The sequence below is a fragment of the Ramlibacter sp. G4-7 genome (assembly GCF_057784995.1).
The window spans coordinates 1-22,942 of record NZ_JBYNTT010000019.1; the positions used below are offsets into that span (position 1 = coordinate 1).

At 70.7% G+C, this 22,942-nt stretch carries 26 protein-coding genes; 15 read left to right on the plus strand and 11 right to left on the minus strand.

Annotated features, from left to right (window positions below; translation table 11 throughout):
• Nucleotides 1-115 precede the first annotated feature (115 nt).
• The 5 genes from AC3EGR_RS21420 to AC3EGR_RS21440 all read right to left on the minus strand — a co-directional run bounded on the left by AC3EGR_RS21420 (nucleotide 116) and on the right by AC3EGR_RS21440 (nucleotide 3,691).
• Nucleotides 116-817, minus strand: coding sequence for an SDR family oxidoreductase (locus tag AC3EGR_RS21420; RefSeq protein ID WP_488548555.1), 702 nt, complete (start codon nucleotides 815-817; stop codon nucleotides 116-118).
• A gap of 74 nt (nucleotides 818-891) precedes the next feature.
• Nucleotides 892-1,542 (minus strand): TetR/AcrR family transcriptional regulator, encoded by a 651-nt coding sequence (locus AC3EGR_RS21425; RefSeq protein WP_488548556.1) that lies wholly within the window; start codon nucleotides 1,540-1,542, stop codon nucleotides 892-894.
• Between the two features lie 51 nt (nucleotides 1,543-1,593).
• The gene (locus AC3EGR_RS21430) at nucleotides 1,594-2,019 is read right to left on the minus strand and encodes a YciI family protein (RefSeq protein WP_488548557.1); all 426 of its coding nucleotides are present in this window, start codon (nucleotides 2,017-2,019) and stop codon (nucleotides 1,594-1,596) included.
• Between the two features lie 97 nt (nucleotides 2,020-2,116).
• Nucleotides 2,117-2,824, minus strand: a complete 708-nt coding sequence (locus tag AC3EGR_RS21435) for a hypothetical protein (protein WP_488548558.1) — start codon at nucleotides 2,822-2,824, stop codon at nucleotides 2,117-2,119.
• Between the two features lie 99 nt (nucleotides 2,825-2,923).
• On the minus strand, nucleotides 2,924-3,691 hold the full coding sequence (locus AC3EGR_RS21440) for a UPF0149 family protein (protein ID WP_488548559.1): 768 nt from the start codon (nucleotides 3,689-3,691) through the stop codon (nucleotides 2,924-2,926).
• 142 nt (nucleotides 3,692-3,833) lie between these two features.
• Here AC3EGR_RS21440 and AC3EGR_RS21445 point away from each other — a divergent pair, with 142 nt between their 5' ends.
• The 3 genes from AC3EGR_RS21445 (at nucleotide 3,834) to AC3EGR_RS21455 (ending at nucleotide 6,348) form a co-directional block, all read left to right on the plus strand.
• On the plus strand, nucleotides 3,834-4,307 hold the full coding sequence (locus tag AC3EGR_RS21445) for a Spy/CpxP family protein refolding chaperone (RefSeq protein WP_488548560.1): 474 nt from the start codon (nucleotides 3,834-3,836) through the stop codon (nucleotides 4,305-4,307).
• 75 nt (nucleotides 4,308-4,382) lie between these two features.
• Nucleotides 4,383-5,063 (plus strand): response regulator transcription factor, encoded by a 681-nt coding sequence (locus tag AC3EGR_RS21450; RefSeq protein ID WP_488548561.1) that lies wholly within the window; start codon nucleotides 4,383-4,385, stop codon nucleotides 5,061-5,063.
• Nucleotides 5,056-6,348 carry a sensor histidine kinase gene (locus AC3EGR_RS21455; protein WP_488548562.1) on the plus strand — a complete coding sequence of 431 codons (1,293 nt, stop codon included), beginning with the start codon at nucleotides 5,056-5,058 and terminating at the stop codon, nucleotides 6,346-6,348. The genes AC3EGR_RS21450 and AC3EGR_RS21455 overlap by 8 nt, the downstream gene beginning before the upstream one ends.
• Before the next feature lie 7 nt (nucleotides 6,349-6,355).
• Here the strand turns inward: AC3EGR_RS21455 and AC3EGR_RS21460 are convergent, their stop codons facing one another.
• The 3 genes from AC3EGR_RS21460 to gcl all read right to left on the minus strand — a co-directional run bounded on the left by AC3EGR_RS21460 (nucleotide 6,356) and on the right by gcl (nucleotide 10,041).
• Complete coding sequence (locus AC3EGR_RS21460; protein WP_488548563.1) at nucleotides 6,356-7,363, minus strand: 2-dehydropantoate 2-reductase; 1,008 nt, start codon at nucleotides 7,361-7,363, stop codon at nucleotides 6,356-6,358.
• Entirely contained in the window at nucleotides 7,360-8,142 is a 783-nt protein-coding gene (locus tag AC3EGR_RS21465; protein WP_488548564.1) for a fumarylacetoacetate hydrolase family protein, read from the minus strand. The genes AC3EGR_RS21460 and AC3EGR_RS21465 overlap by 4 nt, the downstream gene beginning before the upstream one ends.
• A gap of 102 nt (nucleotides 8,143-8,244) precedes the next feature.
• Nucleotides 8,245-10,041 (minus strand): glyoxylate carboligase, encoded by a 1,797-nt coding sequence (gene gcl, locus AC3EGR_RS21470; RefSeq protein WP_488548565.1) that lies wholly within the window; start codon nucleotides 10,039-10,041, stop codon nucleotides 8,245-8,247.
• Nucleotides 10,042-10,175: 134 nt separating this feature from the next.
• Here gcl and AC3EGR_RS21475 point away from each other — a divergent pair, with 134 nt between their 5' ends.
• From AC3EGR_RS21475 to AC3EGR_RS21490, 4 genes are all read left to right on the plus strand, one after another.
• Entirely contained in the window at nucleotides 10,176-11,084 is a 909-nt protein-coding gene (locus tag AC3EGR_RS21475) for a LysR family transcriptional regulator (RefSeq protein WP_488548566.1), read from the plus strand.
• 35 nt (nucleotides 11,085-11,119) lie between these two features.
• The gene (ltnD, locus tag AC3EGR_RS21480) at nucleotides 11,120-12,046 is read left to right on the plus strand and encodes an L-threonate dehydrogenase (RefSeq protein ID WP_488548567.1); all 927 of its coding nucleotides are present in this window, start codon (nucleotides 11,120-11,122) and stop codon (nucleotides 12,044-12,046) included.
• 124 nt (nucleotides 12,047-12,170) lie between these two features.
• Entirely contained in the window at nucleotides 12,171-12,389 is a 219-nt protein-coding gene (locus AC3EGR_RS21485) for a hypothetical protein (RefSeq protein ID WP_488548568.1), read from the plus strand.
• A 90-nt stretch (nucleotides 12,390-12,479) separates the two neighbouring features.
• Nucleotides 12,480-12,659 carry a hypothetical protein gene (locus AC3EGR_RS21490; RefSeq protein ID WP_488548569.1) on the plus strand — a complete coding sequence of 60 codons (180 nt, stop codon included), beginning with the start codon at nucleotides 12,480-12,482 and terminating at the stop codon, nucleotides 12,657-12,659.
• Nucleotides 12,660-12,671: 12 nt separating this feature from the next.
• Here the strand turns inward: AC3EGR_RS21490 and AC3EGR_RS21495 are convergent, their stop codons facing one another.
• Nucleotides 12,672-14,033: a S41 family peptidase gene (locus AC3EGR_RS21495; protein ID WP_488548570.1), complete on the minus strand. Its 1,362-nt coding sequence runs from the start codon at nucleotides 14,031-14,033 to the stop codon at nucleotides 12,672-12,674.
• Between the two features lie 157 nt (nucleotides 14,034-14,190).
• Between AC3EGR_RS21495 and AC3EGR_RS21500 the strand changes: the two genes are divergently transcribed.
• Nucleotides 14,191-16,473, plus strand: a complete 2,283-nt coding sequence (locus tag AC3EGR_RS21500; protein ID WP_488548571.1) for an ATP-dependent DNA helicase — start codon at nucleotides 14,191-14,193, stop codon at nucleotides 16,471-16,473.
• Nucleotide 16,474: 1 nt separating this feature from the next.
• Here the strand turns inward: AC3EGR_RS21500 and AC3EGR_RS21505 are convergent, their stop codons facing one another.
• Nucleotides 16,475-16,657: a hypothetical protein gene (locus AC3EGR_RS21505; protein ID WP_488548572.1), complete on the minus strand. Its 183-nt coding sequence runs from the start codon at nucleotides 16,655-16,657 to the stop codon at nucleotides 16,475-16,477.
• Between the two features lie 204 nt (nucleotides 16,658-16,861).
• Between AC3EGR_RS21505 and AC3EGR_RS21510 the strand changes: the two genes are divergently transcribed.
• From AC3EGR_RS21510 to AC3EGR_RS21525, 4 genes are all read left to right on the plus strand, one after another.
• Nucleotides 16,862-17,785 carry a ketopantoate reductase family protein gene (locus AC3EGR_RS21510; RefSeq protein WP_488548573.1) on the plus strand — a complete coding sequence of 308 codons (924 nt, stop codon included), beginning with the start codon at nucleotides 16,862-16,864 and terminating at the stop codon, nucleotides 17,783-17,785.
• Complete coding sequence (locus tag AC3EGR_RS21515; protein ID WP_488548574.1) at nucleotides 17,778-18,887, plus strand: enolase C-terminal domain-like protein; 1,110 nt, start codon at nucleotides 17,778-17,780, stop codon at nucleotides 18,885-18,887. Before AC3EGR_RS21510 ends, AC3EGR_RS21515 begins: the two co-directional genes overlap by 8 nt.
• 249 nt (nucleotides 18,888-19,136) lie before the next feature.
• Entirely contained in the window at nucleotides 19,137-19,685 is a 549-nt protein-coding gene (locus AC3EGR_RS21520) for a CAP domain-containing protein (protein WP_488548575.1), read from the plus strand.
• A 23-nt stretch (nucleotides 19,686-19,708) separates the two neighbouring features.
• Nucleotides 19,709-20,032 carry a hypothetical protein gene (locus AC3EGR_RS21525; protein WP_488548576.1) on the plus strand — a complete coding sequence of 108 codons (324 nt, stop codon included), beginning with the start codon at nucleotides 19,709-19,711 and terminating at the stop codon, nucleotides 20,030-20,032.
• Here the strand turns inward: AC3EGR_RS21525 and AC3EGR_RS21530 are convergent.
• Nucleotides 20,018-20,365: a hypothetical protein gene (locus AC3EGR_RS21530; RefSeq protein WP_488548577.1), complete on the minus strand. Its 348-nt coding sequence runs from the start codon at nucleotides 20,363-20,365 to the stop codon at nucleotides 20,018-20,020. The two genes, AC3EGR_RS21525 and AC3EGR_RS21530, sit on opposite strands and share 15 nt — an antisense overlap.
• A gap of 140 nt (nucleotides 20,366-20,505) precedes the next feature.
• Between AC3EGR_RS21530 and AC3EGR_RS21535 the strand changes: the two genes are divergently transcribed.
• From AC3EGR_RS21535 to AC3EGR_RS21545, 3 genes are all read left to right on the plus strand, one after another.
• Entirely contained in the window at nucleotides 20,506-20,718 is a 213-nt protein-coding gene (locus AC3EGR_RS21535) for a hypothetical protein (protein WP_488548578.1), read from the plus strand.
• A 39-nt stretch (nucleotides 20,719-20,757) separates the two neighbouring features.
• The gene (locus tag AC3EGR_RS21540) at nucleotides 20,758-21,759 is read left to right on the plus strand and encodes an aldo/keto reductase (protein WP_488548579.1); all 1,002 of its coding nucleotides are present in this window, start codon (nucleotides 20,758-20,760) and stop codon (nucleotides 21,757-21,759) included.
• 125 nt (nucleotides 21,760-21,884) lie between these two features.
• Nucleotides 21,885-22,928, plus strand: coding sequence for an ABC transporter substrate-binding protein (locus tag AC3EGR_RS21545; protein WP_488548580.1), 1,044 nt, complete (start codon nucleotides 21,885-21,887; stop codon nucleotides 22,926-22,928).
• The last annotated feature ends 14 nt before the right edge of the window (nucleotides 22,929-22,942 follow it).

Genomic DNA, 22,942 nt, shown 5'->3' on the forward strand with positions numbered 1-22,942 from the left:
GCGCTTGGCTGCGCGTCATCTGGCGCGCTTGGAGAGACCGCCAGCCATACGACGTCCAGCGTCACACAGGCGCCATGTTGCAGCTCGCCGCAGCAGGGGGTTGACACAGGGTGTCTCATTCGAGGGCCAGGTAGGCAGCGGAGGGGGACGACAGCGACTGCTTCACCTTGACTGTCATCGCATCGGCCAGCACTTCCAGCGCGCCGGCCTGCAGTCCGTCGAAGGCCTCGCGCACGATGGCTTCGGGCGTGGACTTGGGCATCTCGATGCCGCGGGTGAGGTCGGTGTCGACGAAGCCCATGTGCAGGGCGGTCACCTGCGTGCCTTGCGCGCGCAGCTCCTGGCGCAACCCGTTGGTGAGCGCCCAGGCCGCGGACTTGGTGGCGCCGTAGGTGCCGAGCAGCGGGCGGTTGATCCAGCTGGCGATGGACAGCACGTTGAGCATGGCGCCGCCGCCGTTGGCCGCCAGCACCGGCGCGAAGGCCTGCGCCATGCGCAGCATGCCGAAGAAGTTCACCTCGAACTGGCGCCGGGTGTTCTCCAGGGTCGTGTCCTCCAGGAAGCCGCCCAGGGTGGCGACGCCGGCGTTGTTCACCAGCACGCTCACGTCGCCGCAGTCGCGCACGGCCCGCGCCACCTGGTCCGGGTCGGTCACGTCGAGCTGCAGGGGCAGCACGCCCGGCAGGTCGACGCTGGCCGGGTCGCGGGCGGCCGCGTAGACGCGGCGCGCGCCGCGGGCGAGGGCTTCGCGGGCGAAGGCGCGTCCTATGCCGCGGTTGGCACCGGTGACGAGGACGACGGCGTTGGCGATCTGCATGGGGGCTCCTGTCGATATGATGGCCGTCATATGGGCGGCCGTGGAAAAGCGCGCCTCGGCGCGCAGGGGTGGGTTCAGCGGCCGGAGGGCCGCGGCGGTTCGAATTGCTCCAGCAGGAAGTCGCGGGCGGCGGCCAGGTGGCGGCGACCGTCGGCGTTGTCGCCCAGCGCGCGCGCCATCTGCAGGGCGCCGACCATCTGCGATGCGACGATCGCGGCGGCCTGCGCGGGTGCCTCCGGCGCCAGCGTCGCGGCCACGGACCCGATCAGGGACCGGATGCGCTCGCCGGCGGCGGCCCGCACCGCGTCCGACTGCCTGGGCACGTCGGAGGCCAGGGCCGCCACGGGACAGCCGCGGTCGGCCGCCTTCAGGTGCCGCTCGGACAGGTAGCTTTCCACCAGCGCGCGGAAGCGGCTGCCGCCCTGGGCCTCGCCGGCGGCGATCGAGCGTTGCAACCGGGCGCGGCTGTCCTGTCCGGCGCGTTCCAGCGCCTCGGCCAGCAATGCGTCGCGGGAGGGGAAGTGCGCATAGAAGCCGCCGTGCGTGAGCCCGGCGCGCTTCATGATGTCCGCCACGCCCACGCCCTGGAAGCCGCTGTCGCGCAGCACCCGCGCCGCCGTGTCGAGGATGCGGTCGTGGGTCAGCTGCTTGCGGCTGGGGGGTGCGGTGTCCATGGCGTCGTCGATGTCCAGGCCAGGAGCATACGCCAATATGATGGTCGTCATATGAATGGGCCTACGCGGGTCGCGGGATCCTGCTCCCGCGGCGGTGCGTCCCTACGGCTTGCGCTCGACCTGCGCCCTCAGCCGCTCCTCCTGCGCACGCAGCTCGGGGGTGAGCGCGTCGCCGAAGTCCTCGGCGTCGAACACCTGGCGGATCTCGATCTCCGATTCGCCCGGCATCGGGTTGGGGCAGCGCTTGACCCAGTCGATCGCGTCCTGCAGCGAGGCGCAGCGCCAGAGCCAGAAGCCCGCCACCAGCTCCTTGGTCTCTGCGAACGGGCCGTCGATGACGTGGCGCTCCGTGCCGCTGAAGCGCACGCGGGCGCCGCGGGTGCTGGGATGCAGGCCTTCGCCGGCGAGCATCACGCCGGCCTTGACCAGCTCCTCGTTGAACCTGCCCATTTCGGTGAGCATCTGCGCGCTGGGCATGACACCGGCCTCGCTGTCGCGCGTGGCCTTCACCAGAACCATGAATCGCATGGGGAACCTCCCGGGTCGGGTTGCAAGGCACCGTGCCTCCTTCCCACGACGAAGGACCGTGCCCGGAATCGACAGGGCGGGCGCTGCCCTTTGCCGATCAGAGCTTCAGGAACGCCGGCATCAGCGCCGCGGCGCTGGCCAGCAGCAGGTACTCGTCGTCCGTGACGTCGTGGGCGTCGAGGTCGAAATGGCACAGGGTGCCCACCAGCTTGCCTTCCCGGTCCTCGATCCGCACGCCCCCGTAGCTGCCGACGATGCCGCTGTAAGGATGGCCGGCCAGGCGCGCGTCGCTGCCCGTTTCGCGGCTCAGGAACAAGCTGTCGCGCAACACGAACTGGCAGAAGCTGTCCTTGAGCGAGACCACCTTGAGGTCCAGCGCAGCCAGGTGCGGGTGCTTGTCGACGGTGGCAATGTTGTGCAAGTCCTGGCCGAAGAGCCGGTACACGGCGGTGAAGCGGTGCGGCACACGTCGGTTGAGGATGCCCAGCGCGCCGGCCAGCCCTGCCTGGGCCAGCGCCTTTTCCACCTCGGCGGCCACCGGGCGCAGCGACTGGGGCAGGTCCACGTTCGGATCGTTGCCGAACAGGCCCTTGTCGATGTCCCTGGCGAAATCCCCGATCCAGGAACCGGCGTCGGGCGTGTCGTACACCGTCGCCGCGCCGCGGCCCACCACGCGCACGCGGTAGGAGGCGCCCTCCTGCGCGCGGAACTTGCGCAGCGAGAACGAGGCCGGATCGGCACCGCCCTTTCGGATCAGGAGGTCGAACTGACGAGCCTCCAGGGGCGAGATGTCGGTCGGGAGCATGGGCCAGTGTAGTGGCAGCCCGCACGGCAGAGCCACCCGAGAGCCCGGGGAGGAAGCCGCGCGGAGGGACTTGGGCCTACGAAAGGCCGCACAACGCCGCTAGCCCGCCCCGTGGCACTTCTTGTACTTCCTGCCGCTGCCGCAGGGGCACAGGTCGTTGCGCCCCGGTTCGGGCGCCTTGCGCACCGGCGGGGTGCGGGCACCCAGCGAACGCGCGATCTGGCGCAGTTCGTACACCGCCCAGATGGCGGAGCCGACCGCATCGAGCCGCTCGTTGCTCACGCTCGGCGGCCCGTCTTCGCTGTACATGGACACGGCCGGCTCGCCCGCATCCGCCTCGGTGAGCGCGACGATGTCTTCCAGCGCCGAGTCCATCATCTCCGCGGCCTCGTCGTCGCGCGGCCGCTCCCAGTCGGCGGGCCAGGTTTCGACGGCATACATGAAGCCCAGCGCCCACACCTGCGCATACGCCGGCAGGTTGGCCAGGTCGCCTTCGAAGCGCTCCTCCGGGGGCAGGGACAGGATGGCGCCGCGCGTGTCGAGCGCCTCGGGGTGATAGGTCCGCTCGTCCTCCAGCGTGTCCACCGCGAGGTCCAGCGCGGTGGCCATCTCCTGCCAGCGGCGGCGCCAGCGCCAGACGAACTCCATGTGCTCCATGGGACGGAACTCCTCGCCCAGCAGCACGGGCCAGTACTCCTCGGGCGGCACCTCGCGGCGCATGCACAGCAGCGCGGCGAGGAAGCCCTCGCAGAACTCCCACTGCGGAATCTCCTCGTCCTGCTCGCGCATGAGGTCGAGCTCGTCGTCGAGCGCGTCGAAGTCGTCGGGCGTGAGCGGGCCGGAGGGGCTCGGGGTGGCGGTGTTCAAGGCGTTTTCCGGGGGGAGGGGCGGGAATTATCGCGCCCCCGCACGCCGCGAAACAAAACGACAAGAAGCGCGACCCGCCCGAGATGCGCGCGGCGGCGCCCGTGGGCACCATGCAATCCCCACCCACCTCTGGAGCAAAGCCATGCGATCCTGGATCAAGAGAACCCTCTACGGCCTGTTCGGTGCCACCGTCGTCGTGGGCGGACTGACCGCCTGCGGCCACCGCTACGCCCACGAGCGCTTCTCGGCGCTGAGCACCGAGGAAAAGGCGGAGTGGCGCCAGCGCGCGGTCGACCGCGTCGCCAGCCGGCTGGAGCTGGACGCGCAACAGAAGCAGCGGCTGGAGGTGCTGGCCGCGAAGCTGCAGGAGCAGGGCGCAGCGCTGCGCGGCACGACGGACCCGCGCGCCGAAGTGCGCTCGCTGGTCGCCGGCGAGAAGTTCGACCGCGACAAGGCGCAGGCGCTGGTGGGCGGCAAGGTCGAGGCGGTGAACAGCAAGAGCCCGGAGGTGATCGCGGCCTTCGGCGATTTCTTCGACGGCCTGTCACCGGCGCAGCAGGCGAAGGTGCGCGACTTCCTGCAGCAGCGCCGCCATGGCTGGTGGCACCGTGGCTGAATCGGTGGCGGCCGGCTGGCTGCACGCGCCCGTCGGCTGCCGATGCGCGGCCGCGAGCGCCGACGACAATGCCGCATGCCGCGCATCCTGCTGATCGACGACGACCTGCAGCTGGGTGAACCGCTGGCCGCTTACTTCCGGCGCTTCGATCTCGAGCTGCACCAGGCCACGCGTCCCGGCGACGGCCTGGCGCGGCTGCGCGAGGGCGGCTTCGACGCGGTGATCCTCGACGTGATGCTGCCCGAGCAGGACGGTTTCGCCGTGTGCCGCGCGATCCGCGCGGAAAGCGACGTGCCGGTCGTGATGCTCACGGCGCGCGGCGAGGTCATGGACCGCGTGGTCGGCCTGGAGCTGGGCGCCGACGACTACCTGCCCAAGCCGTTCGAGCCGCGCGAGCTGGTGGCGCGCATCACCACCGTCCTGCGCCGGCGACGGGCCGTGCCGGCGGACGCCAGGCTGCGCTTCGAGGGCCTGGTGGTGGACCCGGTGACGCGCAGCGTCGAGCGGCAGGGCGAGGTGGTGGAGCTCACCGGCACCGAGTTCGAGCTGCTGCTGATGCTGGCGCGTGAACCGGGCCGGGTCTTCGGCCGCGACGACATCCTGAACCACCTGCGCGGGCACGAAGCCGAGCTCTACACGCGCGCGGTGGACATCGTCATCAGCCGGCTGCGGCGCAAGCTGGAGCCGCTCGCGGCCATCAAGACGCTGCGCAATGCGGGCTACGCGCTGGCGCTGCGGCCGCTGGGCCATGGCTAGGCCCTGGCACCAGCGCGCGCGCCGCCACCTGCGCCATTCGCTGAAGGCGCGGCTGGTCGCCTTGTTCCTGCTGCTGGCCCTGGCGCTGAGCGGCGCCTTCCTGTTCGGGATGCAGAAGGCGCTGGGCGTCGGCTGGCGTGACGCGGCCCGGCCGCTGGTGAGCGACTACGTGGACCGGCTCGCGGCGGAGCTCGGCTCGCCGCCTTCGATCGAGCGGGCCCGGGCGCTGACGCAGCGGCTGCCCATCACGGTGCGCATCGCCGGGCCGCAGGTGCAGTGGGAGAGCCATCCGCGCGCGGACGATCACAACGCGCGCCAGCGCCGCGAGCGCTGGGGCTCCGAGGACAACCTGCTCGCGCGTTCCAGCGCCGACGGGCACCGCATCGAGTTCGGGCTGAACGTGCAGCCCTGGCGCGAGCGGCCGCGTCAGTGGGGCTGGATCACCTTGGCCACCCTGCTGCTGCTCACGCTGCTCGCGTACAAGTACGTGCGCCACCTGCTGCGACCGCTGGACGACATAGCCGCCGGGGCGCAGCGCTTCGGCCGCGGCGAGTTCGACCGGGACATTCCCGTGCGGCGCCGGGACGAACTCGGCGAGCTGGCGGGCGACGTGAACGCGATGGCGCGCAGCATCCACCAGATGCTGGAAGCCAAGCGCGCGCTGCTGCTGGCGATCAGCCACGAGCTGCGCAGTCCGCTGACGCGCGCCCGCCTGCACGTGGAACTGCTGCCGGAAGAAGGGCCGGCCTCCGTGCGCCGCGCGGCCTTGTTGCGCGAGCTGCAGGAGATGGCCGACCTGGTGACGGAGCTGCTGGAAAGCGAGCGGCTGGGGCAGGGGCACGCGACCCTGCACCGCGAGCCCACCGAGCTCGCGGAACTGGTGCGCGAGGCCACCGCCGGCGCCGACGTCCGCCTCGAACTGGAAGCGGGCGTGCCCCGGCTGGAGCTGGATCCCGCACGCGTGCGGCTGCTGCTGCGCAACCTGGTGGAGAACGCCTTGCGCCACGGCGCAGCCAACCAGCCGCCGCTGGTGCGCGTGGCGCGTGACGACGTCGGCGGCGTGCGGCTCACCGTGCGCGATTTCGGCCCCGGCGTGCCCGAGGACGTGCTGCCGCATCTGGCCGAACCGTTCTACCGCGCCGATGCCTCCCGCGAACGGGCCACGGGCGGCGTCGGCCTGGGCTTGTACCTGGCGCGGCTGGTCGCGCAAGCGCACGGCGCCGCCTTCACGCTGCGCAATGCGACGCCGGGGCTGGAAGCGGCGGTGCGATTCCCGGCCCCGTGACGCCGCTTCAGGCCGGCTGCATGCGCACGCCGGAGCGTTCCGCCTCCATGTTGCGCGCCAGCAGCTTGACCAGCGCATACACCGCGTCGATGTGCGGGGTCGGCGTTTCGGTCAGCCGGGCGAGCTCGGCGACGGAGCCGACCAGCGCATCGATCTCCGGTGCCCGGCCCGCCTCGATGTCCTGCAGCATCGAGGTCTTGTGCCGGCCCACCTTCTCGGCGCCGGCGATGCGCTTGTCCAGCGGAACGCGGAACACGATGCCCAGCTTGCCGGCGACCGCCTGCGCCTCGCGCATCATGTTCGCCGCCAGCCCGCGCGAGAGCGGGTCCTGGCAGATGTCCAGCAGCGTCGCGTGGGTGAGGCCGCTGATCGGGTTGAAGCTGAGGTTGCCCCAGAGCTTGAGCCAGATCTCCGAGCGGATGTCGGCGAGCACCGGTGCCTTGAAGCCGGCGCGCGTGAAGCATTGCGAGATCCGCTGCACCCGCTCGCTCTCGCTGCCGTCCAGCTCGCCCAGCGGGAAGCGGTCGCCCTCGACGTGGCGCACCACGCCGGGGGCCACCAGCTCGGACGCGGGGTAGACCACGCAGCCGATCACCCGCTCGGGCGGGATGCGCCGCGCCAGTTCGCCGTCGCTGTCGACGCTGCGCACCGGGCTGCCCTCCAGCACGCCGCCGGTCTTGTGGAAGTACCAGAAGGGGATGCCGTTCTGCATGGTGACGACGGCCGTGTCGGGCCCGAACAGGCGCGGCAGCTCGCCCGCGACGCCGGCGACCTGGTGCGCCTTGGTGGCCAGGATCACCAGGTCCTGCGGCCCGGCGGCGCCGTAGTCGTCGGTCGCGCGCACGCGGTCGGCGACCTGCTCGCTGCCGTCGGCGAGTTGCAGCCGCAGTCCGTTGGCGCGGATCGCCCGCAGGTTCTCCCCGCGCACGATGAAGGTGACGTCCTCGCCCGCCAGCGCGAGCTTCGCGCCGACGTAGCCGCCGATGGCGCCGGCGCCGATGATGGCGATCTTCATGCTGCCTGCCTTTCCGCGAAGGGGTTGCTGAGGCGGCCGACGCCGGGGATCTCCACTTCCACGGTGCTGCCCGGCTTCATCGAGCCCACCCCGATGGAGGTGCCGCACAGGATCAGGTCACCCGGCAGCAGCGTCATGTCCTGCGAGATCAGGCTCACGAGCTGCGCCACCGAAAAGCGCATGTCGCTCACCGGGTAGTCCTGCCGCACCTGCCCATCCAGCAGCGTGCGCACGCGCAGCTTCGCGGGGTCCAGGCCGGTGGCGACCGCGGGGCCGAAGGGGCAGAAGGTGTCGAAGCCCTTGGCCCGCACCCACTGCGCGAAGGACGCGTCGCGGTGCAGGATGTCCGCCACGGTCACGTCGTTGGCGCAGGTGAAGCCCAGCACGTGGTCCATCGCGTCGCGTTCGCCGACCTGCTTGGCCGTGCGTCCGATCACCACGGCCAGCTCGCCTTCGAACACCACCTTGGCGCCGCCGCCCGGATGCCGGATCGTGCCGCCCGGCTCCAGGTAGGAGTTGGGCGTCTTCAGCAGGTACAGCGGCTCCGCGGGCGTGGCCAGCTGCAGCTTGTCGCCCAGCGCCTTGAAGTTGTTCCACAGCGCGATGACCTTGCTCGGCCGCACGGGCATGAGCAGGCGCACGTCCTCCAGCGCAACGGTGCGGTCGCCGCGCTGCGGGTACTCGAACATGTTGCCGTGCCAGACCCGCACCCGCGGGCCCTCGAGCGTGCCGAAGTGCTCGACGCCGTCGGCCAGGAAGCGTACCCAGTGAAGCTGCATTGCGATCTCCGGTGATGTTGCATTGCAGCGAATCTAGGCGCCGCGAACGATCAGCGATAGTGAAAGGATTTGATCGTTTGCATAAAGGATCATGAATGCTCCTCAGCCGAGCAGGCCGGCGAGTTCCAGTCCCTTGAGGCCTTCGGGGTGACGGCAGTCGACGGCCTCGAACTCCATGATCTTGTCGATCTCGGTGCCCATCGCGACGTTGGTCACCTTCTCCAGGATCACCTCCACCACCACGGGCACGCGGTGCTTGCGCGCCAGCGCCTGCGCCTCCACCAGGGCGGGGCGGATGCGGTCGGGGTCGGTGACGCGCAGCGCCTTGCAGCCCAGGCCGCGCACCACTGTCGGATGGTCCACGCCGTAGCCGCGCAGCTCGCCGTCCTCCTCCGGCATGTTCTCGTTCTCGAACGCGAGCTGCACGCAGTAGTCCATCGAAAAGCCGCGCTGCGCCTGGCGGATGAGGCCCAGGTAGCTGTTGTTCACGAGCACGTGCACGTAGGGCAGGCGGAACTGGGCCCCGACGGCCAGCTCCTCGATGAGGAACTGGAAGTCGTAGTCGCCCGACAGGCCCACCACCGTGCGGGTCGGGTCGGCCGCCACCACGCCCAGCGCGGCGGGGATGGTCCAGCCCAGGGGGCCGGCCTGGCCGCAGTTGATCCAGCGGCGCGGCCCGTACACGTGCAGGAACTGGGCGCCGGCGATCTGCGACAGGCCGATGGTGGTGACGTAGGTGGTGTCGCGCGGGAAGGCCTCGTTCATCTCCTCGTACACCCGCATCGGCTTGATCGGCACCTCGTCGAAGTGCGTCTTGCGCAGCATCAGGCGCTTGCGCTCGGCGCAGCGGCCGGCCCACTCGCCGTAGTCGCGCAGGCGCTGCGCCGCGCGGCGCTCGCGGGCCACCTCGACGAACAGCTGCAGCGCCGCCTTCGCATCGCTCACGATGCCGAAGTCCGGCATGAACACCCGGCCGATCTGGGTGGGCTCGATGTCCACGTGCACGAAGGTGCGGCCCTTGCAGTACACCTCCGTCGAGCCCGTGTGCCGGTTGGCCCAGCGGTTGCCGATGCCCAGCACGAAGTCGCTGGCCAGCATCGTCGCGTTGCCGTAGCGGTGGCTGGTCTGCAGCCCGCACATGCCGGCCATGAGCGGATGGTCGTCCGGGATCGTGCCCCAGCCCATGAGGGTGGGGATGACGGGCACGCCGGTGAGCTCGGCGAACTCCACCAGCAGCTCGCTGGCGTCGGCGTTGATGATGCCGCCGCCGGCCACGATCAGCGGCCGCTCGGCGGCGAGCAGCATGTCCATGGCCTTTTCCACCTGCTTGCGGCTGGCGGCCGGCTTGTAGACGGGCAGCGGCTCGTAGCTGTCGATGTCGAACTCGATTTCCGCCTGCTGCACGTCCAGCGGCAGGTCGATGAGCACGGGCCCGGGCCGGCCGGAGCGCATCAGGTGGAAGGCCTGCTGGAAGGCGCCGGGCACCTGGGCCGGCTCGCGCACCGTCACCGCCCACTTGGTCACCGGCTTGGCGATCGACTCGATGTCCACGGCCTGGAAGTCTTCCTTGTACATGCGCGCGCGCGGCGCCTGGCCCGTGATGCACAGGATGGGAATGCTGTCGGCGCCGGCGGAATACAGGCCGGTGATCATGTCCGTGCCCGCCGGGCCGGAGGTGCCGATGCAGACACCGATGTTGCCGGCCCGGGCGCGGGTGTAGCCCTCGGCCATGTGCGAGGCCGCCTCCACGTGGCGCGCGAGCACGTGGGCCACGGTGCCGCGCTCGCGCAGGGCCGCGTAGAACGGGTTGATCGCCGCGCCCGGCACCCCGAAGGCCTGGCTCACGCCTTCCTTTTCCAGCACCAGGACCGCCGCCATGCAGGCCTTCATTCTTGCCATCACGCATCTCCTATGGTTTGCATCACTGCCCCGATGATTGAGAAGGCGGCCGCTTCGTGGAAGACTCGGGCGGCGCATTTGGCTTATTCCGCGGTGGAATAGGGTGTGCACGGGGCCGGTGGCCCGGGAGCGTCATGGACCGTCTGCAAGCCCTTCGCCTGTTCGTGCGCGTGGTGGACCTCGGCTCCTTCAGCAAGGCCGCGGCCGACCTGGGCATGGGGCAGCCCTCCGCCACCAAGCAGGTGGCGCAGATGGAACGCCAGCTCGGCGCCCGGCTGCTGCACCGGTCCACGCATGGCGTCACGCCCACCGAGATCGGCGCGCTCTACTACGAGAAGTGCAAGGTGATCGTGCACCACGTGGACGACGCCGACAGCGTGGCGACGCTGCTGCAGCAGCAGGTGCAGGGCGCCTTGCGCATCAGCACCTCGGTGGCCTTCGGCCGGCGGGTGCTGGCGCCGCTGGTGATGCGCTTCATGGAGCTCAACCCGAAGCTGCAGGTGGAACTCATGGTGGAAGACCGCTACGTGAACCTGGTGGAGCAGGGCATCGACCTGGCCATCCGCATGGGAAAGCTGGCGGATTCCACCCTGGGCGCGCGCCTGCTGGGCATCAACCCCTGGATGCTGGTGGCCTCGCCCCAGTACCTGCAGCGGCGCGGCGTGCCGGCGACACCGGACGAACTGGCGGCGCACGAGGCGCTGATCTACACGGCCGTGCAAGGGGACGCGCGCTGGCAGTTCACCGGCAGCGAGGAGCAGGCGGTCGTGGTGCCGGTCAAAGGCTGCCTGCGCTCCAACAACCTCTCCACCCTGCTTGCCGCCGCGCGCAAGGGGATGGGCGTGGCCATCCTGCCGCGCTACGTGGCGCACAAGTCCGTGCAGTCGGGGGCCGTGTTGCCGCTGCTGGAGGACTGGACCCTGCCGGCGCAGGAGATCCATGCCGTGTACCCCTCGCCGCAGCTGGTGCCGGCCAAGGTGTCGCGCTTCGTCGCCTGGCTGGAAGGGCGCTTCGGGCCGACCTGGTGGGCGGACGTGGACTGAACGGGCAGAATCGCGCGCAACACGAGGACCCGACCATGCCCCAGGAAGCGCGCCAACCCTCCCTCCCGCCCATCGGCGTCATCGGCCTCGGCGCCATGGGGCGCGGCATGGCCGGCTCGCTGCGTCGCGCGGGCTACCCGGTGCACGTGTTCGACGTGCGGCCGGAGGCGGTCCAGGCCTTCGTGGCCGAGGGCGGCGTCGCTTGCGGCAGCCCGGCGCAGCTGGCGCAGCGTTGCGAGATCGTCGTCAGCGTGGTGGTCAACGCCGCGCAGACCGAGGACGTGCTGTTCGGCACGGGCGGCGCCGCAGCGGCCATGCGCCCCGGCAGCCTGTTCGTGATGTGTTCGACGGTCGATCCGAACTGGTCGATCGCCCTGGAAGGCCGGCTGGCCGAGCGCGGCCTGTTGTACCTGGACGCGCCGATCTCCGGCGGCGCCGCCAAGGCCGCGTCCGGCCAGATGACGATGATGACGGCGGGGCGGCCCGCGGCCTACGACAAGGCCGCCGGCGCTCTCGACGCCATGGCTGCCAAGGTCTACCGCCTCGGCGACCGGGCCGGCAACGGCAGCAAGGTCAAGATCATCAACCAGCTGCTCGCGGGCGTGCACATCGCCGCGGCGGCCGAAGCGATGGCCCTGGGGCTGCGCGAAGGCGTGGACCCTGCCGGCCTCTACGAGGTGATCACCAACAGCGCCGGCAACAGCTGGATGTTCGAGAACCGCATGGCCCATGTCCTGGCGGGCGACTACACGCCGCTGTCCGCCGTGGACATCTTCGTGAAGGACCTGGGCCTCGTGCTCGACACGGCACGTGCCACCAGGTTCCCGCTGCCGCTGGCCTCCACGGCGCACCAGATGTTCATGCAGGCTTCCAGCGCCGGCCATGGCCGCGAGGACGACGCCGCGGTGATCAAGATCTTTCCCGGCATCGCGCTGCCGGGGCAGGGCACGGGGCCGGCCTGAGGCCGCGGCGCGCACAGCGCAGGCGGGGCCGCCTTGTCAAGTGCGGCGTCTTGAGGAAAGCGCTGTGTCGGGACATCGCACCTTGCCATACCTGTTTGCGCCCAATCCGGAGACAATGCGCGCGATGTCGAAAATTGAACGGGCCGGCACGGCGGCCGACAACGAAGTGCAGATCTTGATCGAAGACGAATCCGAGCTGACCCCCAAGGAGCTCGCGCAGGAGCGCCAGGCCGCGCTCGAGGCGCACAAGCGCCGCGCGTGGCTCACGCAGTCGGCCGAGGAACTGGCCGGCCGCATCCCGGTGTCCGTGTTCGCCATGGGCGGCCTCGCCGAGGCGAGCTGATCACGGGGGCGGCGCCGCCGCCTTTGGCGAACCTTCAGGTTCGCCGCTCACAATGGCTCGCGCGGCCGGCGGTCCGGCCGGGAGCCGTCCATGAACTACCTGGTGCTGGTCCTCGTCACCGCCGCCCTTGGCGTGCTCGTCGTGCAGGCGCGTTCCGCGCCCGGCGACGGCGTGCCGGTTGAAGCGAAGACAGCTTTCCTGAAGAAATGCTTTCGCGACCGCACGGGGACGGCCTGCGAAGCCCCTGCGGCCGCGCGCGTGAAGCGCTGACTTGCCGCGCTGCTACTGGCCCAGGCGCGCCAGGAAGGCTTGCACGTTCCCGGACTGCAGGTAGGCCACCGCGCAGGCCAGCACCGGATCGGCCGCCTTGTAGATCGCGCCGCAGCGGGCAGGATCCACGCGCGGCCCCGCGGCCGCCGGCGCCGGCGCGTCCTCGCTCGTGGCCGGTGCGAGTTCCACATCCGGTGCCACGCCCGTCTTCTGCACCGTCGGGCCCGCGGGCCGGTGGTAGAAGGACGAGGTCAGCTTCAGCGCGCCCTTGGCTTCCTCGCCGAGGGTATAGGTGGTCTGCACGGTGCCCTTGCCGAAGCTGCGTTGTCCCAGCAGCAGGGCGCGTCCATGGTCCTGCAGGGCGGAGGCGACCAGTTCGGAAGCGGATGCGGAGCGGCGGTCGATCAGCACCGCCATCGGCAAGCCGGCCAGCACTTCCTCGGCGTCCGCCGTCCAGGTGCGTTGCGAGCCCGGCGCCCGCCCCTTGACCGTGACGATCTCGCCTTCCTTGAGGAAGGCGTCGGCCACCCGCACCGCCTCGTTCAGCAGCCCGCCCGGGTTGCCGCGCAGGTCCAGCACCACCGCGCGTGGCGCCTGCGCCGCGCTCGCGTCCGCGACGGCCTGGCGCAGGGCGGCGCTCACGGCGCCGGAGAAGGTCGAGAGCTGCAGCACGAGCACGTCCGCTTCCATCTTCCAGCTCACCACCTGGCGCCGGATGATGTCGCGCATGAGAGACAGGGTGAAGTCGTCGGCGCCGCTGCGGCGCACCGTGATGCTGACGGCCGTGCCCGGCGCCCCGCGCATCTTCGCGATCGCGTCCTCCAGCGGCACGCCCTGCAGCGGCTGGTCGTCGATGCGCACGATCAGGTCGCCCGAGAGCAGCCCCGCGCGGGCGGCGGGCGTGCCCGGGATCGCGGCCACGATGCGCACCATGCCCTCGCCGGGCGCGACTTCCAGGCCCACGCCGCCGAAGCTGCTGCGCCAGGCTTCCCGCTCGTTGCCGTAGGCCCGCGGGTCCAGGTAGCGGGAATAAGGGTCCAGGGTGCGCAGGCTGGCGTTCATGGCCTTTCCGAACAGCTCGCGCGGGTCCGCCGAGCCGGGCGGCACGTCGGCCATCACCTTGCGCGCGGCGGCTGCCAGCGCCTGCATGTCCACCTCGGTGGCGTAGCCGCGCTGCACCCGCTGCAGCACGGTGGCCAAGAGCTCGCGGTAGAGGTCGGCTTGTTCCCCGGGGACGACCGCGTCGGCGAACACGGACTGCAGCGCGGCGACGGCCTCGTCCTCGCCGGCCGGCGCCTGGGCCAGGGTGGTCGTCGCCGCCAGCAGGAGGGCGGCAGCTGCGGCTGCGCGAAAGGCCGGAACAAGGCGTCTCATGGTGGGCAGGAGAAGCGGCGACGACGCGAGTATGGCGCACCATGGCGGCGCGCGCGGAGTCCGAAGAGCTATTCGGACCGATGGTTTGCCCGCTGGCAATTTCCCAGGCGTCGCAGGGTACGGATGGGTGCGGCACCGCTTCGACTACGATAGTCCGATGCCGTATTCCGTCGCCGTCCGAACGCTGTGCGAGTTCACCGCCCGGCGCGGGAACCTCGACCTGCGGTTCACCCCCGTGCCCAGCGCGCAGGAAGGCATGGCCGGCCACCAGCTGGTGACCTCGCGGCGCGGGCCGGAGTACGAGACCGAGATCACCCTGCGCGGCGAGTTCGGGCACCTGGCGGTGCGCGGGCGGGCCGACGGCTACGACCCCGTGCGCAACCGGCTGGAGGAGATCAAGACCCACCGGGGCGACCTGGCCAGGCAGCCGGCCAACCACCGCCACCTGCACTGGGCGCAGGCCAGGGTCTACGGCTGGCTCCTGTGCCAGGCCCGCGGGCTCGCCGAGGTGGAACTCGCCCTGGTGTACTTCGACATCGCGACGCAGGAGGAGACCTGCTTCGTGGAGACCCACCCGGCGGAGGACCTGCGTGCGCACTTCGAAGCGTGCTGCGGCGCCTTCCTCGCCTGGGCCGCGCAGGAGATGGCCCACCGCGAGCAAAGGGACGCGGCGCTGCGCTCGCTGCAGTTCCCGCATCCGTCGTTCCGCACCGGGCAGCGCGAGCTCGCGGCGGCGGTTTACAAGGGCGTCGCCAGCGGACGCTGCGTGATGGCGCAGGCACCCACGGGGATCGGCAAGACGGTGGGGACCGTCTTCTCCATGCTCAAGGCGGCGGCCCCGCATCGCCTGGACAAGGTCTTCTACCTCACCGCCAAATCCACCGGCCGCCAGCTCGCGCTCGATGCGGGGCAGCTGCTGCGGCGCAGCGCCCCCGCGCTGCCGCTGCGCGTGCTGGAACTCACGGCGCGCGACAAGGCCTGCGAGCACCGCGACAAGGCCTGCCATGGAGACGCCTGTCCGCTGGCCAAGGGCTTCTACGACCGGCTGCCCGCCGCCCGCGCCGAAGGCCTGTCCTGCGCCAGCATGGACGCCCCGGCCTTGCGTACCGTGGCGCTGAAGCACGCGGTCTGCCCCTACTACCTGGCGCAGGACCTCTCGCGCTGGGCCGACGTCGTGGTCGGCGACTACAACTACTTCTTCGACGGCAGCGCGATGCTGCACACGGCGACGCTCGCGCAGGAGTGGCGCGCGGGCGTGCTGGTCGACGAGGCGCACAACCTGGTGGAGCGGGCGCGCGCGATGTACTCGGCCACGCTCAGCCAGTCGGCGCTGCGCGCAGTGCGTGCCGCGGCGCCGGCGGCCGTGCGCGCCGCGCTGGACAAGGTCAACCGCGGCTGGGCCGCCTTGCGCAGCGCACATGCGGCAGGTTCTCTGGATACCTTGCCCACGTCCTTCCTCAACGCGCTCAAGCAGGCCGGCAGCGCGCTGGAAAGCCATTTCGCGGAGAGCGCCCCCGGTGCCGGCGACGCGTCGCTGCAGCAGGCCTATTTCGACATCCTCGGTTTCCTGCGGCTGGCGGAATCCTTCGGCAGCCACTCCGCGCTGGAATTCGCCGAGCAGCCGGCGCCGCCGGGCCGGCCCGCGGCCACGGTGCGCATCCAGAACCTGATCCCGGCGCCGTTCCTCAAGCCGCGCTTCGCGGCGGCGCGCTCGGTGACGCTGTTCTCCGCCACGCTCAGCCCGCCCCGCTACCACCAGGACATGCTGGGGCTGCCGGCGGACACGGCGTGGATCGACGTCGAATCCCCCTTCAGCCCCGAGCAGCTGCAGGTGCAGGTGGTGGGCAACATCTCCACGCGCTTTCCTGACCGGCAGCGGTCGGCCGCGCCGATCGCGCGGCTGATCGCGCAGCAGTACGCAAGGCAGCCCGGCAACTATCTCGCCTTCTTCAGCAGCTTCGACTACCTGGACCTCGTGGCCTCGGAGTTCCGGCGCGAGCACCCGTCCGTGCCCGCCTGGGCGCAGGCGCGCGGCATGGACGAAGGCGAGCGCACGGCCTTCCTGGAGCGCTTCGTCCCCGGCGGCGCGGGCATCGGCTTCGCCGTGCTCGGGGGCAGCTTCGGCGAAGGCATCGACCTGCGCGGCGACCGGCTGGTCGGCGCCTTCGTCGCCACGCTGGGGCTGCCGCAGGTGAACCCGCGCAACGAGCAGCTCAAGGAGCGCCTGGAAGCCGCGTTCGGCGCGGGCTACGACTACACCTACCTGTATCCGGGGATGCAGAAGGTGGTGCAGGCCGCCGGCCGCGTGATCCGCACGCAGGAGGACAAGGGGGTCGTCGTCCTGATCGACGACCGCTTTGCCCGGCCCGCGGTGCGCGAACTGCTGCCGGCCTGGTGGCGCGTCGCCGGCCGGCCGGCCGTGGCCGGCCAGGCCGACTGACTTACTTCGAACCCGCTGCCGGACTCACGGCGGCCGGGTTGTTGGACTTGTTCGCGTCCGTGCTGTTCTTCGTCTCGCTGGGGTTGCCAGGCGTGGCGGAACTGCCCATCGAGCGGGTGCCGGACATGTTGGAGCACGCAGCCAGAGCGACGGTGCAAAGAAGGAGACCAAGCAGCTTGTTCATGTGAGTGGTGGGAGCGGCCGCCTCGGCTCCGGCGGGATGGAGGCAGCGCCTTGCTGCCCTGTCATTACGGCCAAGCGCCGATGCCCGCCCGGTCAGTGCGCATCCGCAGCCGAGGTACGCGGCGTCCTACTACGCGGAGGCTCGTGGTCGGGCTGCGCGACGCGCGCTATGCTGGTCCATTCCACGACACAAGAAGGAGACGAGATGCGCATCGGGATCATGGGTTCGGGCGGCCTGGGCGGCTACTTCGGCGCGAAGCTGGCGCAGGGCGGCGCGGACGTGCACTTCATCGCGCGCGGCCAGCACCTGGAGGCGATGCGGCGCGACGGCCTGCGCATCGAAGGGCCCGAGCCGCTGCACCTGCGCGAGGTGCGGGCCACCGACCAGCCCGCGCAGGCCGGCGTCATGGACGTCGTGATGCTGGGCGTGAAGCTGTGGGACACGGAGCAGGCGATCGCGCAGATGCGTCCCATGGTCGGACCGCAGACCGCGGTGATCTCCTTCCAGAACGGCGTGCTCAAGGACCAGGCCTTGCGCGCCGCCTTCGATGCGAAGCAGGTCATGGGCGGCGTCGGCTATGTCGCCACGACGATCGCGGCACCGGGCGTGATCCGCCAGACCGGTCCCATGCAGCGGCTGCTGTTCGGCGAATTCGACGGCACCCGCTCGCCGCGCGGCGAGGCCTTGCTCGCCGCCTGCCTGGCCGGCGGCATCAACGCCGAACTCTCCGGCGACATCCTGCGCGAGATCTGGCAGAAGTACGTGTTCCTGGTCGGCCTGTCGGGCACGACGACCACCATGCGCCATCCCATCGGCCCGATCCGCGGCAACCCGCGCACGCGCGCCTTCCTCGAAGACGTGATGCGCGAGGTGATCGCCGTGGCGCGGGCGCACGGCGTCGCGCTGCCGGCCGACTACCTGGCGAGCGCCATGCAGCGGGCGGACACGGTGGCGCCGGACATGACCTCGTCGATGCACCACGACCTGGAGCGCGGCAATCCGCTGGAGGTGCCATGGCTGTCGGGTGGCGTGGTGGAACTGGGCAGCGCCAAGGGCGTGCCCACGCCCTGCAATCGCGCGATCGCCGACATCCTCGCGCTGCACGCGCCGGGAGCACGCCGTGGCTGACGCCCTGCATCGCATCTCCGAGCTGCGCCTGCGGGGCGTGGCGTGCACCGCCGTCGAAGTGCCCTTGCGCTACGTGCTGGGCACCAGCGCGGCCACGGTGAAGGCCGCGCCGCTGCTGCTGGTGGACGTGCACACCGAGCAGGGCATCACCGGCCGCTCGTATGTCTTCTGCTACCGCCGCAGCGGCGCGAAGCCGATCGCGGCGATCGTGGAGGACGCGGCGGAGATCGTGCGCGGCGAAGCCCTGGCGCCGGTGGCGATGGCGGCCCGGCTGCAGCGGCGTTTGGCCCTGCTGGGCGTCACCGGCATCGTGCGCATGGCGCTCTCGGCCTTCGACATGGCCCTGTGGGATGCGATGGCGGTCGCCGCCGGCGTGCCGCTCGCCACGCTGCTCGGGGGCGCGCCGCGGCCCGTGCGCGCCTACAACTCCTGCGGGCTCGGCCTCATGGCCGCGAGCGCCGCGGCAGACGAGGCCGAGGCGTTGCTGGAAGGCGGCATGCAGGCCGTGAAGCTGCGCCTGGGCTACGCGACGCTGGCGGAGGACCTGGCGGTGACGCGCGCCGTGCGCAAGCGCCTGCCGGACACCGTGCAGCTGATGGTCGACTACAACCAGGCGCTCTCGCGCTTCGACGCGCTGGAGCGTGGACGCGCGCTGCAGTGCGAAGGCGTGGCCTGGCTGGAGGAGCCGATCCGCCACGACGACCTGCCAGGCAACGCGGAGATCGCGCGCACGCTGGACCTGCCGCTGCAGCTCGGAGAGAACTTCAACGGACCCCAGGACCTGCTGCGGGCCCTGCAGGCGCAGGCGTGCGACCTCGTGATGCCGGACGTGGCGCGCATCGGCGGCGTGAGCGGATGGATGCAGGCCGCCGGCGTCGCCGAGGCGCACGGCATTCCCATGAGCTCGCATCTCATGCCGGAGGTGAGCGCGCAGCTGCTCGCCGCCACGCCGACCTGCCATTTCCTGGAGTACGTCGACTGGACGGACGCGATCGCGGCCGAGCCCGTGAAGATCGTGGATGGTCACTGGCCCGCCAGCGGCAAGCCGGGCAGCGGCCTCGCCTGGGATGCGCAGGCGATCGAGCGCTACCGGATCCCCTGAGCCTCCTAGCACACCCGCCACCGTGCGCTACGCACAGCCAGGGTGGAGAAGACTGTGGACAAGCGTGTGCAGTACGCGCAAAGCCCGCGCCGGCATTGGGCTGGAACCCGGTGCTGCTTCCTTGGGCAGGCGCTTGCGCGATCCTGACGGACGGTAGCGCGGGCAGGCATGCGGGCGCGGTGTTGCGCGCACGGCACCCGACGTAACCTGAAACAGATCGGCTAGCTCATCCGTGCGAAGCTCGCACGCATGCAGTCTCCGAAGTCCCTGCGGCGGGCAGCCGCTGCCCTGCTGCTGGCCTGCATGCCGGCCGCGTCCCTCCTCGCCAACGAAAGCAGCTTCCAGGTCGTGGCGTCGCCCAATGGCTTCGCCTCGCGTTGCAGCGTGGATGCGGCCGAAGCGCTGCGCCGCATCAACGCCGCGCGCGCCGCCGGCCAGCGCTGCGGCTGGCACAGGATGCCGCCGGCGCCGCCGCTGCGCTGGGACGGCGCGCTGCAGTCCGTGGCCAGCGGCCATTCGCGCGACATGGCGCGCCGCAACTACTTCGACCACCGCAGCCCGGAAGGACGCACGGTGCGCGATCGCGTGGCGGTCACGGGCTACAAGACGAAGCTGGTGGGCGAGAACCTCGCCGGCGGCGACCGCGAACTGCGCGGCGCGCTGCAGGGCTGGATCGACAGCCCCGCGCATTGCGAGAACCTGATGAACCCGCAGTTCTCCGAAGTCGCCGTCGCCTGCGTGGGCCGCGCGGGAAGCCAATGGGGCACTTACTGGACGATGATGCTGGGACGGCGCTGAGCACGCGCTATGCTGCGCCTCCGATGGACGATCCCAACCAGATCCAGGTGCCGCCTTCCTTCGTGGCACTCTTCACCACGCCGTCCGGCCACCGCCTGACCGAACCCATGGCCACGGTGCGCGCGCGCTACGAGCTGTGCGAGGACATGGCGCAGATGCTCTCCGAACAGGCTGCGTCCGCTCAGTTCAAGTCCGGCGCGAGCGAGCGGGAGGTGCTCGCGAAGATGGAGCTGGCGCTGGGCGGCGAGGGTGCCCCCCTGCAGCCGGCCGAGGCGGGCTGGGTGGTCACGCGCCTGGCGGAGATCCTGGGCTGGGAGCTGCCGGGCCCGGCCTCAGCCCGCGGGTGAGCCGTAGGCGCGCTTGGCGTTGGCGCAGTTGGGGTCCGAGGGCTGCACGTTCGCAATGCCCACCGCGCCCGGCGACTGGGCGCCCACCTGCCAGGTTTCGCCGGAGTGCAGCACGCGGCTGTCCTGCGCTGCGGTCCACGCACACTTGTCCATGTTGCTGCGGTTGACCAGGTTCATCACCGTGAAGGGGTAGCCGTAGGCGTCGTACTGGGTCCAGACCTCCATGGCGACGCCGGGATGCTGGGCAAAGGGATAGGCGCTTTGCAGCACGGGTGTGTAGACGCAACCGGCGAGCACTGCCGCCGCGGCGGCCGGGGCGAAGGCGATCCTCATGCGTCCTCCTTGGAAGAGCAGTGCGCGAATGATCCCGCCGCCGCCGGTGCGCGGGGCATTGGACCTTGGTCCCGCCGTTTGGGCACGAGGCCGCGCGCTACCATCGCGGGGCGGCACACCGCCCGCGCGAGGAGACCCTCATGACCCTGGACCAGTACAACGAAGCCGTGCAGCAGATCATGGCCGAGCAGCAGAAGATCGCGCAGTCGACGGCGCAGCTGGCCATGTCCGGACAGGCGAACCCCACCAATCCCGAGTTCGGCAAGCTCCTGACCAACCAGTGGTCGCTGATGCAGCGCATCGGCAAGCTGAACACGGACCTGATGCTGGGGATCATGCAGCCGAAGAAGTAGCCGGCCCGGGCCGCGGGCGAAAGCGGTGAAAATCGCCCGATGCACACCAGATCCCTCGGCCCCTTCACCGTCACGGCCATCGGCCTTGGCTGCATGAACCTCAGCCATGCCTATGGCATCCCGCCCTCCGCCGAGCAGGGCGAGAGAGTCCTGCGCGCCGCGCTCGACGCCGGCGTCACGCTGTTCGACACGGCGGCGCTGTACGGCTTCGGCGCCAACGAGACCCTGGTCGGCCGCGTGCTCAAGCCGGAGCGCCAGCGCATCACGCTGTGCAGCAAGGGCGGCCTGGCCGGCGTCACCGGCGAGGACGGCGTCACGCGGCGGGTGATCGACGGCCGCCCGGAGACCCTCGTGCGCGACTGCGAGAACAGCCTGCGCCGCCTGCAGACCGACGTCATCGACCTGTACTACCTGCACCGCTGGGACAAGAAGGTCCCGGTGGAAGAGAGCGTGGGCGCGCTCAGCCGCCTGGTGCAGCAGGGCAAGGTGCGCACCATCGGCTTGTCCGAAGTCAGCGCGGCCACGCTGCGCAAGGCCCACGCCGTCCACCCCGTGACGGCGGTGCAGAACGAGTACTCGCTGTGGACGCGCAACCCCGAGATCGCGATGCTCGACGCCTGCGCCGAGCTGGGCATCAGCTTCGTCGCCTTCAGCCCGGTGGCGCGCGGTTTCCTGTGCGACGCGGTGCCCGAGGTGGAGAGCCTGGAGGCCAAGGACATCCGGCGCACGATGCCGCGCTTCGATCCGCAGAACCACCAGAAGAACCTCGCGCTGCTGCCCGCCTACCGGCAACTCGCGCGCGAGGCGGGCTGCACCCCGGCCCAGCTGGCGCTCGCCTGGCTGCTGCACAAGCGTGAGTTCATCCTGCCCATCCCGGGCACGACGAACGTCGACCACCTGCACGAGGACCTCGCGGCGGCGGACGTGCGCCTTTCGCCCGAGCTGATCCGTCGGCTCGACGCGCTGGTCAACGAGAAGACCGTTGCGGGCAACCGCTACGGCGAGCAGGCCAACCGCGAGGTCGACACCGAAGTCTTCTGACGGCGGGCCGCCGCGCAGAACTTTCTGCCTCGTGGCGGATGCAGGTAAGTGCGGATGCGCGCGGGCTCGGCCCGCGCTTACCCTGCCTCTCCTGGTGCGGCACACCTCGCCGCTGGAGACACGCCATGAAGCAGTTCCTCAAGGGATGGACCCTGGCCGCAGCGTGCGCGCTGCTCGCCGCGTTGCCGGCGCAGGCGCAGATGCAGCCCTGGGAAAAGGAGCTGTACGACGCGGCGAAGAAGGAAAAGCCGGTCACGGTCTACACCGCGCACTACAACACCGACGAGGCCGCCGCCTTGTGCGCGGCCTACGAGAAGAAGTACCCCGAGCTCAAGTGCAACTTCGTGCGCACCACCGCGCAGGTCGCGTTCCAGCGGCTGCAGCAGGACATCCAGGCGAACGCACCGGTGGCTTCGGTCTTCAGCAGCACCGACGTGAGCCACTACCCGGAGCTGGAGAAGAAGGGCCTGCTGCTCAAGTACACGCCGCACAACGCGGCGAACATGGTCGATTCACTCAAGGCCTACAACGACAAGGACGGCAACTACTGGGTGACGGCGGCGGCGCTGATGCTCCTGACCTACAACACCAGCGCCGTCAGCGAGAAGGACGCGCCGAAGAACTGGCCGGACCTGCTGGACCCGCGCTGGAAGGGCAAGGTCTCGATCGGCCATCCGGCCTACAGCGGCTACGTCGGCACCTGGGTGGTGCTGATGCAGAAGCTGTATGGCTGGGACTACTTCAAGAAGCTGGAGAAGAACGAGCCGCAGATCGGCCGCTCGGTCAACGACACGGTGACCATGCTCAACTCCAAGGAACGCCTGGTCGCCGCGGGCCCGGAGGCCACCACGCTTCTCAGTCGTGACAAGGGCAACCCGCTGGCGGTCGTGTATCCCACGGACGGTGCGCTGCTGATGGTGTCGCCCAGCGCGATCCCCAGGAACGCGCCGTCGCCCAATGCGGGCAAGCTGTACATGGAGTTCCTGCTGTCCAAGGAAGCCGGCGCGGTGCAGGTCAAGACCCATTCGCTGGCCGTGATGAAGGGCGTCGCCACGCCGCCGGGCACCAAGCCGCTGGAGCAGATCAAGGTCGTGCGGCCGACGGAGGAAGAGATCACCAAGGGCATCCCGGAGGTCAAGGAGAAGTTCCGCGAGACCTTCGGGGTCTGAGGCCGGGCCAGGCA